This is a genomic window from Sediminibacterium sp. TEGAF015 (assembly GCF_025997995.1).
GTDB lineage: Bacteria > Bacteroidota > Bacteroidia > Chitinophagales > Chitinophagaceae > Sediminibacterium.
Genome location: NZ_AP026683.1, coordinates 797,400 through 813,614, shown reverse-complemented (window position 1 = coordinate 813,614; position 16,215 = coordinate 797,400). Strand labels below are relative to the sequence as shown.

Sequence of the window (16,215 nt, the reverse complement as noted above, 5' to 3'; positions counted from 1 at the left end):
ATGAAAAAAATATTACAATACCTTTTTGAGTACAAATCGTTAAGCAGGGAGAAAGCTTATGAAGTTTTGGTTAATATGGCAAACGGACAGTATAATGAATCCGAAATCACTGCTTTTATTACAGTATATCTCATGCGAAGCATAACCATTGACGAGTTAAGTGGCTTTAGAGATGCATTGCTCCATTTATGTGTAAAGACGAATTTGGGTACCAATGATTTGGTAGACATTGTTGGAACCGGGGGTGATGGTAAAAATTCTTTCAATATATCTACGCTCGCTTGTTTTATAGTTGCCGGCGCCGGGCAGAAAGTAGCCAAACACGGAAATTACGGAGCTTCTACCATCAACGGAGCATCAAATGTGATGGAAGCACTGGGGTATCGTTTCAAATCAAATGCCGATGTATTGAAAAAAGAAATTGAAGATGCAGGAATTTGCTTTATGCATGCTCCGCTTTTTCATCCGGCATTAAAAGTAGTTGGTCCAATTCGCAAACAACTTGGGGTAAGAACCTTTTTTAATATGTTGGGCCCAATGGTAAATCCGGCCAATCCGGATTATCAGTTGGTGGGTGTTTACAATTTGGAAATGGCCCGTATCTATAACTATTTACTACAGCAAACAGGAAAATCTTTTACTATTATTCATAGTCTTGATGGTTATGATGAAATTTCCTTGACCAGTGATACTAAAGTCATCACCAATCATGGAGAAGCAGTGTATTCAGCTTTAGACCTTGGCAAAAAAATTGTTTTGCCCGAAGCAATCTACGGGGGGAACACAGTAGAAGAGTCTGCCGGTATTTTTCTGCGTGTACTAAAAGGAGAGGGAAGCTGGTCTCAAAATGCAGTGGTGTTGGCAAATGCTGCTATGGCATTGAATAGTACAGGTAAGTTTGCCCAATATGATGCGGCATATCAGGCAGCAGTTAGTAGTCTTGAGTCTGGAGCAGCCTACAAAAGTTTTACTAATCTGATTCAAATGCAATAGCCTAAAAAAACTATTATGACCATTCTTGATACAATCGTTGAACAAAAAAAGCTTGAAGTTGCGCACCGTAAAATGCTTACGCCGATAAATATTTTAGAAAAGTCGGTTTGTTTTTCCAGAAAGGGTTTTTCTCTCAGGACTAATTTGATGGATAGTACCAAAACAGGCATTATTGCAGAATTTAAAAGGAAGTCGCCCAGTAAGGGAATTATCAACGATAGGACAACCGTTGAAGAAGTAACAAGTGCTTATGCAGAACATGGTGCAGCAGCAATTTCCGTTTTAACAGATCAGCATTTTTTCGGGGGAGACCTTACTGATTTGGCAAATGTGGTTCAGTTGCCCATTCCTGTTTTGCGCAAAGATTTTATGATTGATGAGTATCAGATTTATGAGTCAAAAGCCCATGGTGCATCTGTAGTTTTATTGATTGCGGCATGCTTAACTCCTGTTGAAGTAAAGAAAATGAGTTTTCTGGCGCACCAGTTAGGAATGGAGGTATTGCTTGAAATCCATGGAGCTGATGAGTTGGGCCATATTTGTCCGGAGGTTGATTTTGTAGGTGTAAATAACAGAAATCTAAAAAGTTTTGAAGTGAGCCTAGACCACTCCCTGGACCTGATTAATCAGATACCAACGGGAATGCTAGCTATTGCAGAAAGTGGGATTGATCATCCAGACACTATTGTAACTTTACAGAAAGCCGGTTTCTCCGGATTTTTGATAGGGGAACGTTTCATGCGTGAAACCAATCCTGGAATTGCTTTTGCCAATTTTGTTAACGTTTTAAAAGAAAAACAAAATGCGGGCTAAAGTCTGTGGGTTAAACTGTGTTCAGCAAATGATGCAACTGGATGAAATGGGAGTTGAATTCGCCGGATTTATTTTTTATCCCAAATCGCCTAGGTATGTTTTAAAAAACTGTTCCAGATTGGAGTTGAAAAAGGCAAAAGGTTCAACAATCAATAAAGTAGGTGTATTTGTAAATGAAGAGCCGGATCATTTATTGACACTTGTGGATGAATGTGGTTTATATCTGGCTCAGTTACATGGAGATGAAACGCCCAGATATTGTGAAAAAATAGCTGATTATATTTCTGTAATTAAAGCTTTCAGACTAAGAGATGACGACGATGTTTTATGGAAGATCAAGGATTATCAGGATATGGTAGATATGTTTTTATTTGATACTGCGGGTGCAGAATATGGTGGCACGGGGAAAAGATTCAACTGGGATATTTTATTTTCTCTGAATATTAATAAGCCATTCTTTTTGAGTGGTGGGATTGGGCCTGATGATTTACAGGCACTACAATCATTTAAATCAGATCCAGTTGCCAAAGACTTATTTGCGATTGATGTAAATAGTAAGTTTGAAATTACTCCAGGTATAAAAAATATGGAATTGGTAAAACCATTTATAAACCAATTAAAGCAATTATGAGAAAAGGGATCCTGATCGTTTTACTGGTACTTTTTGCTTGTGGAAATCTTTCTGCACAGGTGCTGCGTAATATTTTAATTAATGTGGGCGGTAAGGCTCAATACAAGGTAAGTTCGGGTAATACCCTGATTTATCTGGATGATCAGGGCAAGATACTTTCTCTTGAAACCGATGCATCCGGAGAAGTTTCGTATAATAAAAATTTTCAACCTCAACAGGCAGGTAATTTGGGTATTCAGTTTAATTATGAAGGATGGTTAAGTCAAATTGGTAACCTGATTATTCAATACGACCATACCGGCCGGATTGATAAAATTGGTGATCTTGTTTTCAGGTATAATTATCAGCAACTCATATCATCTGTTGGCAATATTTCCATCATATACAATGCGAATAAAACAATTGATCAGATTGGAGTGTATAAGTTATATTATAATTACAGTGGGAAGATATCCAGGATGGATGACAGCAAAGGCCTTATTGCTTTACAATTAAATTTTTCAAAATGAGTAGTGTTAGTGTAGACTTTCAGTCACCTGATCTGCAGGGGTATTATGGTGAATTTGGAGGGGCATATATTCCGGAAATGTTGCAGCGGAATGTGATGGAATTGAGGGAAAAATACCTTCAAATTATGCAAGAGCCCGACTTTCAAAAAGAGTTTGCACATCTGCTAAAAGACTATGTAGGTAGACCAACACCCTTATTTAAAGCTGAGAGACTCAGTCGTGAATTTAAGACCCAGATTTATTTAAAACGAGAAGACCTCTGTCATACGGGTGCACACAAAATCAATAATACTGTTGGTCAGATTTTACTGGCGAAGCGTTTGGGTAAAACCAGAATTATTGCCGAAACAGGGGCCGGACAGCACGGTGTAGCTACTGCAACAGTTTGTGCATTGAAAGGGTTGGAGTGCATTGTCTATATGGGAGAGAAAGACATTGAACGACAGGCGCCCAATGTGGCCCGAATGAAAATGCTTGGTGCCACTGTAGTGCCTGCAACCAGTGGCAGTAAAACCTTGAAAGATGCTACCAACGAAGCAATCAGAGACTGGATTAATCATCCGGAGAATACCCATTATATTATTGGGAGTGTAGTTGGGCCACATCCATATCCTGATATGGTAGCCCGTTTTCAAAGTGTGATTAGCTTGGAAATGAAAGCACAGTTGTTAGAGCAAACCGGTACTGATTTACCAACACATGTGATTGCTTGTGTGGGTGGAGGAAGTAATGCGGCAGGGGCATTTTATCATTTTTTAAATGAACCATCTGTTAAACTTGTTGCTGTAGAAGCAGCAGGAATGGGTGTTTCAAGTGGAATGAGTGCCGCTACTACACAATTGGGTTCCGTAGGGATTTTACACGGCAGTAAAAGTCTTTTGATGCAAACCGAAGACGGACAGGTAGTTGAACCACATAGTATTTCTGCTGGTCTGGATTATCCTGGAATAGGGCCAATACACGCACATTTATTCCAATCTGGCAGAGGTGTTTTCTTAAGTGCTACAGATGAGGAAGCATTGAACGCGGCTTTTCATGTAAGTAAAACCGAGGGGATTATTCCTGCATTAGAAACTTCTCATGCGTTTGCAGTGTTAGGGCAACTGAATTTACAGCCTGAAGATCGGGTAGTAATTTGCTTAAGCGGAAGAGGAGATAAGGACCTGGCTACTTATATGAATAGTGGAAAAATGAATTTATAATATTGAAAGATGAGTAGATTAGTTAACATATTCGAAAAGAAAAATCAGCCTGTTCTGAATGTCTATTTTACAGCAGGGTTTCCAACTTTGGAAAGCACTTTGCCTGTAATGGAAGCGCTGGCAAAAAATGGTGTAGAAATTATTGAGTTGGGTATGCCTTACAGCGATCCGCTAGCGGACGGACCAACCATACAGGAAAGCAGCAGCAAGGCAATTGCCAATGGGATGACGATAGCTGCTCTATTCAATCAAATTAGTTGTTGTAGGGAAATCCCAGATTTACAGAAAACAGGAATTGTTTTAATGGGATACATGAATCCAATACTTCAATATGGATTTGAAAAGTTTTGTGCAGATGCGGCAAATGCAGGGGTTGATGGATTAATTCTGCCTGATTTGCCAGCGTTTGAATTTGAAAACTCATATGGAGCAATCATAAAAAAGTATGGGCTGGATTTTATTTTTCTGGTAACACCTGAAACAACGGAAGAAAGGGTAAAAAAGCTCGACAGCCTCAGTTCCGGGTTCCTTTATGCAGTAAGTGCTTCTGCTACAACTGGAGGGGATACTGATTTTGCAAAAGTGAACGCCTATCTTAAAAAATTAGCATCCTACCAGTTAAAAAATCCGGTAATGGTAGGATTCGGAATTAAAGACCAGCAAAGTTTTGAAACAGCAACTCAATATGCGCAAGGAGCTATTATTGGATCCGCGTTTATTAAAGAGCTACATCAGGCAGTTGATATTGAAACGGCCACAAGTCAGTTTATTAGCCGGATAAGACCTAAATTGTAAAAAGTGAAAACAGTTATTATACAATACAATGCCGGTAATATTCAATCTGTGCTTTATGCGTTGGAAAGAATTGGTTGTACGGCAGAAGTTACAGATAATCCCGAACAAATTTTACAGGCAGATAAAGTAATTTTTCCTGGTGTTGGTGAAGCGAGTACGGCCATGAATTATCTCCGGAACAGGAACCTGGACCAATTGATTATTCACTTGAAACAACCAGTTTTGGGAATATGTCTGGGTATGCAGTTAATGTGTAAGCATAGTGAAGAAAACAATACAGATTGTTTGGGGATATTTGAGGAAAAGGTTTGCAAATTTTCTCCCGCCGATGGAATTAATAAAATTCCTCAGATAGGCTGGAATACCATTGAAGAATTGAAGAGCCCAATTTTCAAAAATATTAAAGACGCTTCTTTCTGTTACTATGTGCATAGTTATTATGCTTCCTTAGGTGAACACACCATTGCAACCACGCAATATGGTATTCGGTATAGTGCTGCTTTGCATAAGGATAACTTTTACGGGGTACAGTTTCACCCTGAAAAAAGTGCAGAAACTGGAGAGCAAATTTTAAGAAACTTTATCGCTTTATAATATGGAAATTATTCCTGCTATTGATATTATTGATGGAAAATGCGTCAGGTTAACTGAGGGGGATTATGCTCAAAAAACCATTTACAATGAAAATCCGCTAGAAGTTGCTAAAGCCTTTGCTGATGCCGGAATCAAAAGATTACATCTGGTAGATTTGGATGGAGCCAAAGCCGGAAAAGTAACCAATTGGAAAGTTTTGGAATCCATCGCAAATAATACTTCTCTGGTAATAGATTTTGGTGGAGGTATTAAATCCGAATCCGATCTGAAACTGGTGTATGAATCAGGTGCAAGTTTGGCTACTATTGGTAGTTTGGCAGTTAAAAATTCGGATTTGTTTAGCTCCTGGATACAGCATTATGGTGCAGAAAAATTTTTGCTAGGAGCTGATGTAAAAGGGGAATTCATTGCCATTGGTGGATGGCTGGAATTGTCTGATGAGACGATCATTCAGTTTATAGAGAAATATATTCAGAAAGGAATTAAGCAGATTTTCTGTACAGATATCAGTAAGGACGGCAGACTGGAAGGGCCCTCTATTGAACTGTATACCCATATTATCAGGCAATTCCCCAGTTTGCACTTTATTGCCAGCGGAGGAGTGAGTTCTATGGAGGACATTATTGCATTAAAAGGAATTGGTTGTAAAGGGGTAATTGTAGGGAAAGCTATTTATGAAGGCAGAATAAAAATAGAAGAATTGTGTTAACAAAAAGAATCATACCCTGTCTTGATATCAAAGACGGCAGAACAGTAAAAGGCATCAATTTTGAACAGATACGTGATGCAGGAGATCCTGTTGAATTGGCGTCCATCTATGCAAAGGAAGGAGCCGATGAGCTTGTTTTTTTAGATATCACAGCAACCAATGAAAAAAGAAAAACCTTAAGTGAGCTGGTGAACAAAATTGCCCATGAGATCAATATACCTTTTACAGTTGGCGGGGGAATTAATTCCGTAGAAGACGTTCAGGTCTTACTAAAAAATGGAGCTGATAAAATATCTGTGAATACAGCAGCATATAAAAACCCTGCGTTAATAAATGAGCTGGCTTTGGCATTTGGTAGTCAGTGTGTTGTATTAGCAATTGACACCAAGCAAGAATCAGATGGTAACTGGTATGTTTACCTGAATGGGGGTAAGGTAAAAACCAATACTTTGTGTTTTGACTGGGCTAAAGAAGCTGTTGATAGAGGGGCAGGAGAAATTCTGCTGACTTCAATGAACAATGATGGCACTAAAAAAGGTTTTGCGCTCGATATAACCCAACAATTATCCGTTTCTTTACCAGTCCCAATTATCGCTTCCGGAGGAGCTGGGTGTAAGGAAGATTTTGCTGCCGTGTTTCAGGAAGCGAATGCAGATGCAGCGCTTGCCGCCAGCATTTTTCATTTTAAAGAATTGACTGTGCCAGATTTAAAAAAGTATTTGTCTGAACAGCTAATCCCTGTACGATTATAAATAACTGATTATGAAAATTGATTTTGAAAAATATACAGATGGGCTGGTGCCAGCCGTTATTCAGGATTTTCAGACACATAAAGTGTTAATGCTTGGGTTTATGAATGCAGAAGCTGTTGAAAAAACAATGGAACTACAGAAAGTAACTTTTTTCAGCAGATCCAAGCAACGCCTATGGACCAAAGGAGAAGAGAGTGGACATTTTTTACATTTAAAATCCATTGCCGTAGATTGTGATAATGATACCCTTTTGATTCAGGCTTTACCTGAAGGCCCAACCTGTCATACTGGTTCAGATACCTGCTGGAATGAAAAAAATCATGCAGATCATTTTTTAACCTATTTAGAGCAAATAATTACGCTTAGAAAAAATGGAAGACCTGATGAATCCTATGTTGCCAAAATGTTTGCGAAAGGACTTAATAAAATTGCACAGAAAGTAGGTGAGGAAGCAGTTGAAATGGTTATAGAGGCCAAAGACAACAATGCTGAATTATTTTTGAATGAATCAGCAGATTTGCTTTTTCATTATTTGCTTTTGCTTAACGCTAAAGGGCATAACTTAGCAGAAGTCTTACAAATTCTACAATCTAGGCACGCTAAATAAACTATGAAAACGATTCTGACCGCTTTATTGCTCTTATTAGGCAATTCCATTTTTGCTCAACCCAAATTTCAGATTAATGGGAATATTGCTAATGCAAAACCCAATATGTTGGTTTTTTTAATGAATGGCAATGATGGGAAAACGATTGCTACAGATACTGTCAGAGATGGTAAATTCACCTTGAAAGGTTCGATTGCAGAACCAGATATTTTTCAATTGGGTTTTGTAGGATACAAGGAGGCGCTTGATATTTTTCTTGATAATGATGAAGTGAATATAACAGCTGATTTTAATCAGTTTTCTGCTGCCACTATAACAGGTTCTGCTGTTCAGTCAGATTATCAGCAATTCAAATCTACTTTTAATCCAATCAGAGATCGTCTGAATTATTTGGTTCAACAAATTAATCCTGAAAAGAATAGTTTTAAAAGGGATTCACTTATACAACTTTACGAACTTTCAAAGGGTAAAGTGTTGCAGGAAGCCACTTTGTTCGCTAAAGGAAAACCTGGATCCCCTGTTAGCTCATTTGTCTTGTTTGCCATAAGTCCTTTATTAAATGGAAACGAAGACCTGGAGCAACGTTATGCTGCATTAAACCCTTCAGCTAAAAAAGGCACATTTGCCAAAATGATTGAGCAAACCATTGCTGAAGCTAACCTTAATAAGGTAGGTACAGTAGCATTGGAGTTTAGTCAGAAAGATACGCTGGGTAAAATGGTCTCCTTACAATCATTCAGAGGAAAATACGTATTGATTGATTTCTGGGCCAGCTGGTGCGGGCCTTGCCGTGCTGAAAATCCCAATCTAGTAAACGCTTTTAAGAAATATTCTAGTAAAAATTTTACCGTATTAGGTGTTTCCCTAGATGATAATAAAGCGAGCTGGATGAATGCCATCAGAAAAGATAAATTAACCTGGACTCAGGTTAGTGATTTGCAAAGCTGGAACAATCAGGTTGCACAGCTTTATAAAATCAGAAGTATTCCTGCCAACTATTTGTTGGATCCTAACGGAAAAATCATTGCCAGGGATTTGCGAGGTGAAGAACTGCAGATTAAGCTGAAAGAATTGCTTCAATAACCAATCATCCCAGAAAATGCAGCTGCTTTTATGTATTAGGTATATTGCAATATGCTAAAAAGGGTGCTTCTGTTGATTTTTGTATACTGGCAATTTACCGTTGCTGTTCATGCACAGTCTAATACATCAAAATCCAGTTCCGGCAACCTTGGAATCATCACTGGCACCATTACAGATTCTGCCCGGGGAGAAGGCGTTCCCTTTGCCAGCCTGGTTTTAGTGGGTATTTCTGGAAATGCAATGAAGTTTCAGGGGGTATCTGATAAAAATGGAAATTTTGAATTCAATCAACTCCCCCTGGGTTATTATTCCTTACGCATTAATGCTGTTGGCTTATTACCTGTTCAAATAGATAGTATTTTTCTTAGAGCAGAGCGCTATGATTTTAATTTGGGTGATATTAAGCTAAAATTTCCTGGACAGTCTACTTTAACTGAAGTAGTGGTTTATGCAGAAAAACCTTTATTCGAAAATAAGGATGATAAATTAACTTATAATATTGGGGAGAGTGCATTGAGTAGTGGGGCCAGTACGGCAGAGCTACTCAAAAACATACCGCTTGTGAATAATGATCCAAACGGAAAATTATTATTAAAAGGGAAGGAGCCCAGAATTTTGATTGATGATAAACCAACTGAATTAAACGCACAGCAATTACAAGATTTATTGGAGAGCCTGCCAGGAGGAACAATTGAGAAAATTGAGATTATGACCAATCCTCCACCACAGTATGCATCCGAGGCTGGTGGAGTAATTAATATCGTTACTAAAAAAGGAAAGATTGGCTGGTTGGGTAGAATCAGTTTGAGCGCAGGAACCAGAGGAGAGGGTAATTTTTCTGGAAACATAAGTTACCGGAATAAAAAGTTTTCTTACAACCAGACTTTAGGCTTAGGAGCAAGTAAACTAATAGGTAATGGGTATAGTTATCGTACCAATTGGTACAAAGATTCCACTAATCAATTCAATAGTTCCAATCAGTATACCAACCAGAATCTTAGACCCAATATTAGAACGCAGTTTGATTGGGAATGGTCAAAACGGTTTCAAATGGGATTGGTATATCAGGGTAATATGAATTATTTTGATAATCAAAGTGTCAATCAATTTGTCAACATCAACCGGTTTAATGAAGCATATAAAATAAGCAATAGAGAGAATAGCAGTATCGGGAACGGGTATACACATGGTATACAATTATCTGCTGTTCTGAAGGGGAAGAAAAATACTGCAGAACAATTAAGATTGTTTCTTTCTGCCAATACAAGTAAGAACGATAATGACAGAGACTTCTATCAGCAATTTCTGGTAACGGGAATGGTGCCCACAGGTATTGATTCCACGCAAACTCAGTATTTTAATAATATAAATAGTAGTTGGGCTGGGAGGTTGGAATACACAAAGCCGTTAAAACATAAGGGCAGCAATTTTAGTGCGGGCGTAAATTACAATGCTTCCAGGTTTCATAATACCTTAAATACTAATTTTCTGCGAAAGTCTGATGGTGTTTTGATAAAGAATGATTTATTGAGCAACGACTTTTTCTTTTATCAGCAGATTGCCAGTTTTCGTTCTGGATTGAGTTGGTTATTTAATAAAGACATGAGACTTACGGCAGGTGCACAGGCAGAATATACTTTTATGTCCTTTGATTTTATTAAAGGAAATGTTGCCAATGTAGAAAATAGCTACTGGAATATACTCCCATATGCAACATTGAGGAAAGATTTCAATAAACAATTCAATACAGCATTGGTATATAGAGCAACAATTAGAAGACCTGGTATTGGAGAACTGAACCCAAATATAGATTATTCAGATCCCTATAATTTACGTTACGGTAACCCGGGCTTGTTGCCTACATTGTCGCATAATTTTGATTGGAACCTGAATTATTCAAAAGGGAAATATTATATAAATACTTCCATTGGCTATAATAAAGTTTCACAGGTATTTAATACAATCCGTAGTTTGGCCGAAGAAGGGAAGACTAATATTACCTGGCTAAACATTGCAGATCGAAATGAATACGAAGCAAGCATTTTCGGAGGCTACACGTTTACCAAGCAATTCAGAATGAATGGCAGTATCGGATATACATACAATCGCTATGGCGAAAATGAGAAGAAATTGTATCTCTACAGAGATGGGGGTTCGTTATATACCAATGTAAATTATACCTACTCACCTAGTAGTGTTTGGACTTTTGAAGGTACTGCCCGTTTTAATCGCTTTGCAAACCCGCAGGGAATCAGCAGGTCGAATATCAATACCAATTTTGGGGTTCAACATAAAATGCTGGACCGACGATTGATTATATCTTTCAATGCTATTGATCCCTTTACACCACAATCCATACGGTCATTTACGAGCGGACCCAGATTTGAATTGGAAAGTTTCAGTGCTACCCGAAGCAGAAATTACAGAATCTCAATCAGTTTTCAATTGAACAGGATGGTTCAAAAACCGGCAGCTATTCCTAAAAAAAAATACGGCACAAAAATATAGTGACAACAGCTATGCCAGTTTTTTTATTCTGGAAGTCAGCCAGCTTTCCTGTACTGGAATAATCCATTCTTTTAGCCAGCTGCCTTTTGTGGCGACTGTATTATTGAAATAAGGGGTATCTAATTGTATAAATTGATTTTCCAGCGCATAATTAAACTGAGCAAGTGGCAATAGTTCAATTTTATCTTTTATCAAAAAAGCCAGATTCTGTCTGTTGAATAAATCAACCTTACACAATTGTTCAATTTTTTTGATTACGTGTACAGAACTGTCTGTACTGCAACCCCCAACTGTAGTAGCAGTCTCATCTGCCATTAATACTATAAACTGGCCAAAATACAGATTAGCAAATCCTTTTACAGGAGCCCCATGGCTTTTCCAGTTTCTAATAAAATCCTGTAATATATTATCTATCTCAAAAGCTTCGCTGATGGTAAATAAGCGGTTGCTCTGATATATCCATACTTTGGATTGTTCACTGAAGTCTGTCGGGCAATTATTTTTATACGCTTGAATATCCATGAGGCAAAATTACAAATTATGCCATGCTTTCGGCAATCATTTCTGCAATATCCAGCACAGCTACTTCATTTTCCTTTTCTCTGTTTTTTACACCATCCATCATCATTGTATTGCAGAATGGACAAGCAGCTGCTATAAAGGTAGCTCCTGTTTCCAAAGCCTCATCTGCTCTTTCTATATTAATCCGCTTATTGCCAGGCTCATCTTCTTTGAACATTTGAGCTCCTCCTGCACCACAACAAAGTCCTTTTGTTCGACATCTTTTCATTTCTATCAACTCTGCATCCAATGCTTCAAGCACTTTACGGGGGGCTTCGTAAATATTATTGGCCCTGCCCAAATAGCAACTGTCATGAAAGGAAATTTTTTTTCCTTTGAAACTGCCACCCTCTTTCAATATAATTTTTCCCTGATCAATTAATTCCTGCAATAGGGTTGTATGGTGTATTACTTTGTAATTGCCTCCCAGTTCAGGATATTCATTTTTCAATGTATTAAAGCAATGGGGACAGGTAGTTACAATTTTTTTGATATTGTAGCCATTTAGGATCTGAATATTCTGGTAAGCCATCATCTGGAAAAGAAATTCATTCCCAGCTCTTCTTGCAGGGTCTCCGGTACATGCTTCTTCCTTTCCTAAAATGGCAAACTTCATTCCAACCTTATCAAGAATAGTAGCAAATGCTTTTGTGATTTTTTGTGCACGCTGATCAAAGCTTCCTGCGCAACCTACCCAAAATAAAATTTCAGGTGTTTCGCCATTTGCCATCATGTCAGCCATTGTATTGATCTTCATATAATCTGTTTAAAGTAAAAGAGTTTTAATTAAGATGCCATTTCAGTTGCCCATTTGTCACGATCATCGGGAGAGAATTTCCATGGTGCAAAGTTGTTTTCAATATTGCTGAAAGTACCATTCCATTCCTGAGGAGCATTGCTTTCTTCCATAATTAATGATCTTCTCAATTCTACAATGATATCGAGTGGAGAAATACTCACCGGGCAGGCCTCTACACATGCATTACATGTAGTACAGGCTCTGAGTTCTTCAACGGAAATATAATCGTGTAACAATGATTTGTTATCTGAAACAAAGGATTTATTTACATTAATATTTCTTCCCACATCTTCCAGTCTGTCACGGGTAGCCATCATTATTTTTCTGGGGCTCAATAATTTTCCAGTCTGATTTGCAGGACATTCAGACGTACATCTTCCGCACTCAGTGCAGCTATAAGCATCCAGTAAATTTTTCCAGCTTAAATCAAAGACATCTTTGGCTCCAAAACTTGCTGGTGGAGCAGCATTGGAAGGAGCTAGTTCTGGTTGCATGGCATACAAAACTTCATTTTGTACTTCAGGCATATTTTTCATTTTTCCAGGAGCGTCCAGTTTGGCATAGTATGCGTTGGGGAATGCTAGCGCAATATGCAGATGCTTGGAATAAGGCAGGTAATTCAAGAAAGCGAAAATACCGGCAATATGTATCCACCAGGCTGTTCTTTCAATGGCCATTAATGTGCCGTCAGAAAGCCCTTCAAATATTGGAATTAATTGAGCTGACAGGAAAAAATTACCAGTTTGTTCATAATGCGCAACACTTCTGTCTTGTAGAATCTGATCTGCTGCATTCATGGTTAAGAACAAACTCATTAATACAATCTCTGTAATCAGAATCAGGTTGGCATCTGTTTTAGGCCATCCGTTTAAATCCTTGCTGATAAATCTTTTTAGCTTGAGCCAGTTTCTTCTGGAAAGAAAAATGATACAAACCAAAATTACTCCTGCCGCCAGCCACTCAAAAATATTGATAAGCCAGCCATACACTATACCAAGATAAGGAAGAAAAAGTCGGTGCGTACCTAAAATGCCATCCAATACAATTTCTAGCACTTCTATATTGATGATAATGAAACCTGCATAAATGATAAAATGCATAATAGCAACTGGTACATTCTGAAACATTTTCTTTTGCCCCAATGCCAATAAAAGAACGTTGTTCCACCTTTTTCCGGGATTATCTGATAAATCCTGTGCTTTGCCCAGAAAAATATTTCTTCTGATTTCAGCCACTTTTTTTGAAAACCAGTAAATGGCTCCTGCGGCCATAATGCAAAACAAAACTTGTTGTACGTACTGCATAAAGAAAGTTATACGCTAAGATAATACAATTGGAGAATGCATTATTGTTGTTATTTTGAGGTATAATTTATACTATGTCTGAAAGAAAATACGTTTTAACAGCATCGGCAGCTCAACAAAAACTAAAAAGAATGAGTCTGGAAATTGCTGAGAGCCTAAGTGGTCAAACAGGGGAGCTATATTTATTAGGTATCCAGCAAAGCGGGATGATTATTGCGGAAGAAATGGCGAAATTATTGGGGGGATTGCTGAACAAAAAGATTAGAACCATTGCGGTACAGCTAAATAAGCAAAAGCCTACCGACGTGGTTTTGAGTGAGCAGGTAGATCTGAATGGAGCAAATATTGTGTTGATAGATGATGTAACCAATAGCGGGAAAACCTTGCTGTATGCACTAAAGCCATTATTGGAAGCTCATCCACGCAGTATACAAACGCTGGTACTGGTAGAAAGAATGCATAAGCAATTTCCAGTAAAACCTGATTTTGTGGGATTGTCAATTGCTACCACACAAGAAGAGCATATTCAGGTTGAAACAGCAGGAGGTAGCATTTTTGGGGCTTTTGTTTTATAATAATAAAAAATAAGTTTTTATAATTTTAAATAAACAATCTATATGGACGCAGCAATACAGGCTAATGTAAACACTTGGTTAAATGGCAATTATGATCAGGAAACCAAAAATCAAATACTGGCTTTGCAAGCCAATCAACCCGATGAACTGGCTGATGCGTTTTACCGAAATCTTGAATTTGGTACAGGTGGATTAAGAGGTTTAATGGGCGTTGGTACCAACAGGGTGAATAAGTATACCATTGGTATGGCTACCCAGGGGTTTTCCAATTATTTAAAGAAAACCTATCCGAATGCCGCTATTCAATTAGCTATTGCGCACGATAGTAGAAATAATAGCCGTTTTTTTGCAGAAACAACTGCCAATGTTTTTGCTGCTAATGGTATTAAAGTGTTTTTGTTTGAAGCATTAAGACCAACTCCGGAATTGAGCTATGCTATACGCAAACTGGGATGTCAAGCAGGGGTAGTTTGTACAGCTTCCCATAATCCCAAAGAATACAATGGATATAAAGCTTATTGGAATGATGGCGGTCAGCTGGTGCCGCCACACGATAAAAATGTTATCACTGAGGTTGAAGCAATTAAAAGTGTAGATGAAGTAAAGTGGAGTGGAGGGGAAGCCAATATTACCATAATAGGGGAAGAACTGGATGCCCAGTACATCAACATGGTAAAAGAATTGAGTGTCTATCCTGATGTTGTTGCTGCGCAGAAAGACTTGAAGATAGTGTATACTCCCATACACGGAACAGGCATAACATTGGTGCCTAAAGTCTTAAAAGCTTTCGGATTCGAAAATGTTCATATAGTTGAAGAACAGTCAACTCCCGATGGAAATTTTCCGACAGTAAAATATCCCAATCCGGAAGAAAGTGAAACCATGAGTATTGGTTTAAATAAAGCCCGTGCATTGAATGCAGATATCTTATTGGGAACAGATCCTGATGCTGATCGTGTAGGCATTGGAGTAAAGAATCATAAAGGTGAATGGGTTTTGATGAATGGGAATCAGACAGCTGTATTGGCATTTGCATATATGATGGAAGCGAGAAAAGCAAAAGGTATTGCCCAACCTAATGATATGGTTGTATCTACCATTGTAACTACTGAAATGATCAATGAAGTAGCTAAACAAAATAATGTTGCCTGCTATAATGTATTAACCGGCTTTAAATGGATCGCAGAAAAAATTAAAGAACTGGAAGGCAAAGAAAACTATGTAATCGGAGGGGAGGAAAGTTTTGGGTTAATGATAGGTGATCAAATTAGAGATAAAGATGCTGTAAGTGCAGTTGCTTTGATGTGCGAGATGGCAGCTTATGAAAAGAATAAGGGCAGATCCTTGTTTGATAAAATGATTGACCTCTATATTCAATACGGCTTCTATTATGAGAACCTCATCAGTATTACTAAGAAAGGAATGAATGGTCAAAAAGAGATTGCCGATATGATGGAAGGATATCGTTCTAATCCGCCATCTTCCATCAATGGATCTGCAGTAACCACTTTATTGGACTATCAATTGCAAGTGGGTAAGAATTTACAAACCGGAGAGACTTGGCCAATACAACTTCCCAAAAGCAATGTGCTTCAGTTTATAACAGCAGACGGAAGTAAAATTTCTGCAAGGCCATCAGGTACTGAACCCAAAATCAAGTTTTATTTCAGTGTTAATACAAATTTAGCAAGTCGCGAAGAATTTGATGAAAAGCAAAAAGAACTTGAAAATAGAATTGATGGAATTATCCATAGTATGAACCTAAAATAGTATGGTATAT

Annotated in this window: 17 protein-coding genes; 14 read left to right on the top strand and 3 right to left on the bottom strand. The window is 38.0% G+C overall.

The features are described from left to right. The 12 genes from trpD to TEGAF0_RS03630 are packed head-to-tail and all read left to right on the top strand — an operon-like array spanning window position 1 to window position 11,196. Entirely contained in the window at window positions 1-993 is a 993-nt protein-coding gene (trpD, locus tag TEGAF0_RS03685) for an anthranilate phosphoribosyltransferase (RefSeq protein ID WP_264900147.1), read from the top strand. 15 nt (window positions 994-1,008) lie between these two features. Beyond that, window positions 1,009-1,806, top strand: a complete 798-nt coding sequence (trpC, locus tag TEGAF0_RS03680) for an indole-3-glycerol phosphate synthase TrpC (RefSeq protein ID WP_264900145.1) — start codon at window positions 1,009-1,011, stop codon at window positions 1,804-1,806. After that, window positions 1,796-2,437 carry a phosphoribosylanthranilate isomerase gene (locus TEGAF0_RS03675; RefSeq protein WP_264900143.1) on the top strand — a complete coding sequence of 214 codons (642 nt, stop codon included), beginning with the start codon at window positions 1,796-1,798 and terminating at the stop codon, window positions 2,435-2,437. The genes trpC and TEGAF0_RS03675 overlap by 11 nt, the downstream gene beginning before the upstream one ends. Further along, window positions 2,434-2,946, top strand: coding sequence for a hypothetical protein (locus TEGAF0_RS03670; RefSeq protein ID WP_264900140.1), 513 nt, complete (start codon window positions 2,434-2,436; stop codon window positions 2,944-2,946). Before TEGAF0_RS03675 ends, TEGAF0_RS03670 begins: the two co-directional genes overlap by 4 nt. Continuing rightward, window positions 2,943-4,148 (top strand): tryptophan synthase subunit beta, encoded by a 1,206-nt coding sequence (trpB, locus tag TEGAF0_RS03665; RefSeq protein ID WP_264900137.1) that lies wholly within the window; start codon window positions 2,943-2,945, stop codon window positions 4,146-4,148. Before TEGAF0_RS03670 ends, trpB begins: the two co-directional genes overlap by 4 nt. Before the next feature lie 9 nt (window positions 4,149-4,157). Beyond that, a complete protein-coding gene (gene trpA / locus TEGAF0_RS03660; RefSeq protein ID WP_264900135.1) occupies window positions 4,158-4,943 on the top strand; it encodes a tryptophan synthase subunit alpha in 786 nt (261 codons plus the stop codon). A 3-nt stretch (window positions 4,944-4,946) separates the two neighbouring features. After that, the gene (hisH, locus tag TEGAF0_RS03655; protein WP_264900133.1) at window positions 4,947-5,537 is read left to right on the top strand and encodes an imidazole glycerol phosphate synthase subunit HisH; all 591 of its coding nucleotides are present in this window, start codon (window positions 4,947-4,949) and stop codon (window positions 5,535-5,537) included. A 1-nt stretch (window position 5,538) separates the two neighbouring features. Further along, entirely contained in the window at window positions 5,539-6,246 is a 708-nt protein-coding gene (gene hisA, locus TEGAF0_RS03650) for a 1-(5-phosphoribosyl)-5-[(5-phosphoribosylamino)methylideneamino]imidazole-4-carboxamide isomerase (protein WP_264900131.1), read from the top strand. Further along, a complete protein-coding gene (hisF, locus tag TEGAF0_RS03645; protein ID WP_264900129.1) occupies window positions 6,240-6,998 on the top strand; it encodes an imidazole glycerol phosphate synthase subunit HisF in 759 nt (252 codons plus the stop codon). Before hisA ends, hisF begins: the two co-directional genes overlap by 7 nt. Window positions 6,999-7,008: 10 nt before the next feature. Then, a complete protein-coding gene (hisIE, locus tag TEGAF0_RS03640; protein ID WP_264900127.1) occupies window positions 7,009-7,605 on the top strand; it encodes a bifunctional phosphoribosyl-AMP cyclohydrolase/phosphoribosyl-ATP diphosphatase HisIE in 597 nt (198 codons plus the stop codon). Between the two features lie 3 nt (window positions 7,606-7,608). Further along, window positions 7,609-8,688 (top strand): TlpA disulfide reductase family protein, encoded by a 1,080-nt coding sequence (locus tag TEGAF0_RS03635; protein WP_264900125.1) that lies wholly within the window; start codon window positions 7,609-7,611, stop codon window positions 8,686-8,688. Window positions 8,689-8,739: 51 nt separating this feature from the next. Further along, a complete protein-coding gene (locus tag TEGAF0_RS03630; RefSeq protein WP_264900124.1) occupies window positions 8,740-11,196 on the top strand; it encodes an outer membrane beta-barrel protein in 2,457 nt (818 codons plus the stop codon). A 9-nt stretch (window positions 11,197-11,205) separates the two neighbouring features. Here TEGAF0_RS03630 and TEGAF0_RS03625 read toward each other — a convergent pair whose 3' ends face one another. Genes TEGAF0_RS03625 through TEGAF0_RS03615 form a run of 3 tightly spaced genes read right to left on the bottom strand, consistent with a single transcriptional unit; the run spans window position 11,206 to window position 13,860 of the window. Next, window positions 11,206-11,718 (bottom strand): hypothetical protein, encoded by a 513-nt coding sequence (locus tag TEGAF0_RS03625; protein WP_264900123.1) that lies wholly within the window; start codon window positions 11,716-11,718, stop codon window positions 11,206-11,208. Between the two features lie 16 nt (window positions 11,719-11,734). Continuing rightward, complete coding sequence (locus tag TEGAF0_RS03620) at window positions 11,735-12,514, bottom strand: (Fe-S)-binding protein (RefSeq protein WP_264900122.1); 780 nt, start codon at window positions 12,512-12,514, stop codon at window positions 11,735-11,737. A gap of 29 nt (window positions 12,515-12,543) precedes the next feature. After that, window positions 12,544-13,860 carry a (Fe-S)-binding protein gene (locus tag TEGAF0_RS03615; RefSeq protein ID WP_264900120.1) on the bottom strand — a complete coding sequence of 439 codons (1,317 nt, stop codon included), beginning with the start codon at window positions 13,858-13,860 and terminating at the stop codon, window positions 12,544-12,546. A 74-nt stretch (window positions 13,861-13,934) separates the two neighbouring features. Here TEGAF0_RS03615 and TEGAF0_RS03610 point away from each other — a divergent pair, with 74 nt between their 5' ends. Continuing rightward, window positions 13,935-14,435 carry a phosphoribosyltransferase family protein gene (locus TEGAF0_RS03610; protein WP_264900118.1) on the top strand — a complete coding sequence of 167 codons (501 nt, stop codon included), beginning with the start codon at window positions 13,935-13,937 and terminating at the stop codon, window positions 14,433-14,435. Between the two features lie 42 nt (window positions 14,436-14,477). Further along, window positions 14,478-16,205 carry a phospho-sugar mutase gene (locus TEGAF0_RS03605; RefSeq protein ID WP_264900116.1) on the top strand — a complete coding sequence of 576 codons (1,728 nt, stop codon included), beginning with the start codon at window positions 14,478-14,480 and terminating at the stop codon, window positions 16,203-16,205. The last annotated feature ends 10 nt before the right edge of the window (window positions 16,206-16,215 follow it).

Bases quoted from the DNA above. Each gene is read 5' to 3' on its own strand.
- trpD (WP_264900147.1), top strand. From the start codon at position 1: ATGAAAAAAATATTACAATACCTTTTTGAGTACAAATCGTTAAGCAGG.
- trpC (WP_264900145.1), top strand. From the start codon at position 1,009: ATGACCATTCTTGATACAATCGTTGAACAAAAAAAGCTTGAAGTTGCG.
- TEGAF0_RS03675 (WP_264900143.1), top strand. From the start codon at position 1,796: ATGCGGGCTAAAGTCTGTGGGTTAAACTGTGTTCAGCAAATGATGCAA.
- TEGAF0_RS03670 (WP_264900140.1), top strand. From the start codon at position 2,434: ATGAGAAAAGGGATCCTGATCGTTTTACTGGTACTTTTTGCTTGTGGA.
- trpB (WP_264900137.1), top strand. From the start codon at position 2,943: ATGAGTAGTGTTAGTGTAGACTTTCAGTCACCTGATCTGCAGGGGTAT.
- trpA (WP_264900135.1), top strand. From the start codon at position 4,158: ATGAGTAGATTAGTTAACATATTCGAAAAGAAAAATCAGCCTGTTCTG.
- hisA (WP_264900131.1), top strand. From the start codon at position 5,539: ATGGAAATTATTCCTGCTATTGATATTATTGATGGAAAATGCGTCAGG.
- hisIE (WP_264900127.1), top strand. From the start codon at position 7,009: ATGAAAATTGATTTTGAAAAATATACAGATGGGCTGGTGCCAGCCGTT.
- TEGAF0_RS03635 (WP_264900125.1), top strand. From the start codon at position 7,609: ATGAAAACGATTCTGACCGCTTTATTGCTCTTATTAGGCAATTCCATT.
- TEGAF0_RS03630 (WP_264900124.1), top strand. From the start codon at position 8,740: ATGCTAAAAAGGGTGCTTCTGTTGATTTTTGTATACTGGCAATTTACC.
- TEGAF0_RS03625 (WP_264900123.1), bottom strand. From the start codon at position 11,718: ATGGATATTCAAGCGTATAAAAATAATTGCCCGACAGACTTCAGTGAA.
- TEGAF0_RS03620 (WP_264900122.1), bottom strand. From the start codon at position 12,514: ATGAAGATCAATACAATGGCTGACATGATGGCAAATGGCGAAACACCT.
- TEGAF0_RS03615 (WP_264900120.1), bottom strand. From the start codon at position 13,860: ATGCAGTACGTACAACAAGTTTTGTTTTGCATTATGGCCGCAGGAGCC.
- TEGAF0_RS03610 (WP_264900118.1), top strand. From the start codon at position 13,935: ATGTCTGAAAGAAAATACGTTTTAACAGCATCGGCAGCTCAACAAAAA.
- TEGAF0_RS03605 (WP_264900116.1), top strand. From the start codon at position 14,478: ATGGACGCAGCAATACAGGCTAATGTAAACACTTGGTTAAATGGCAAT.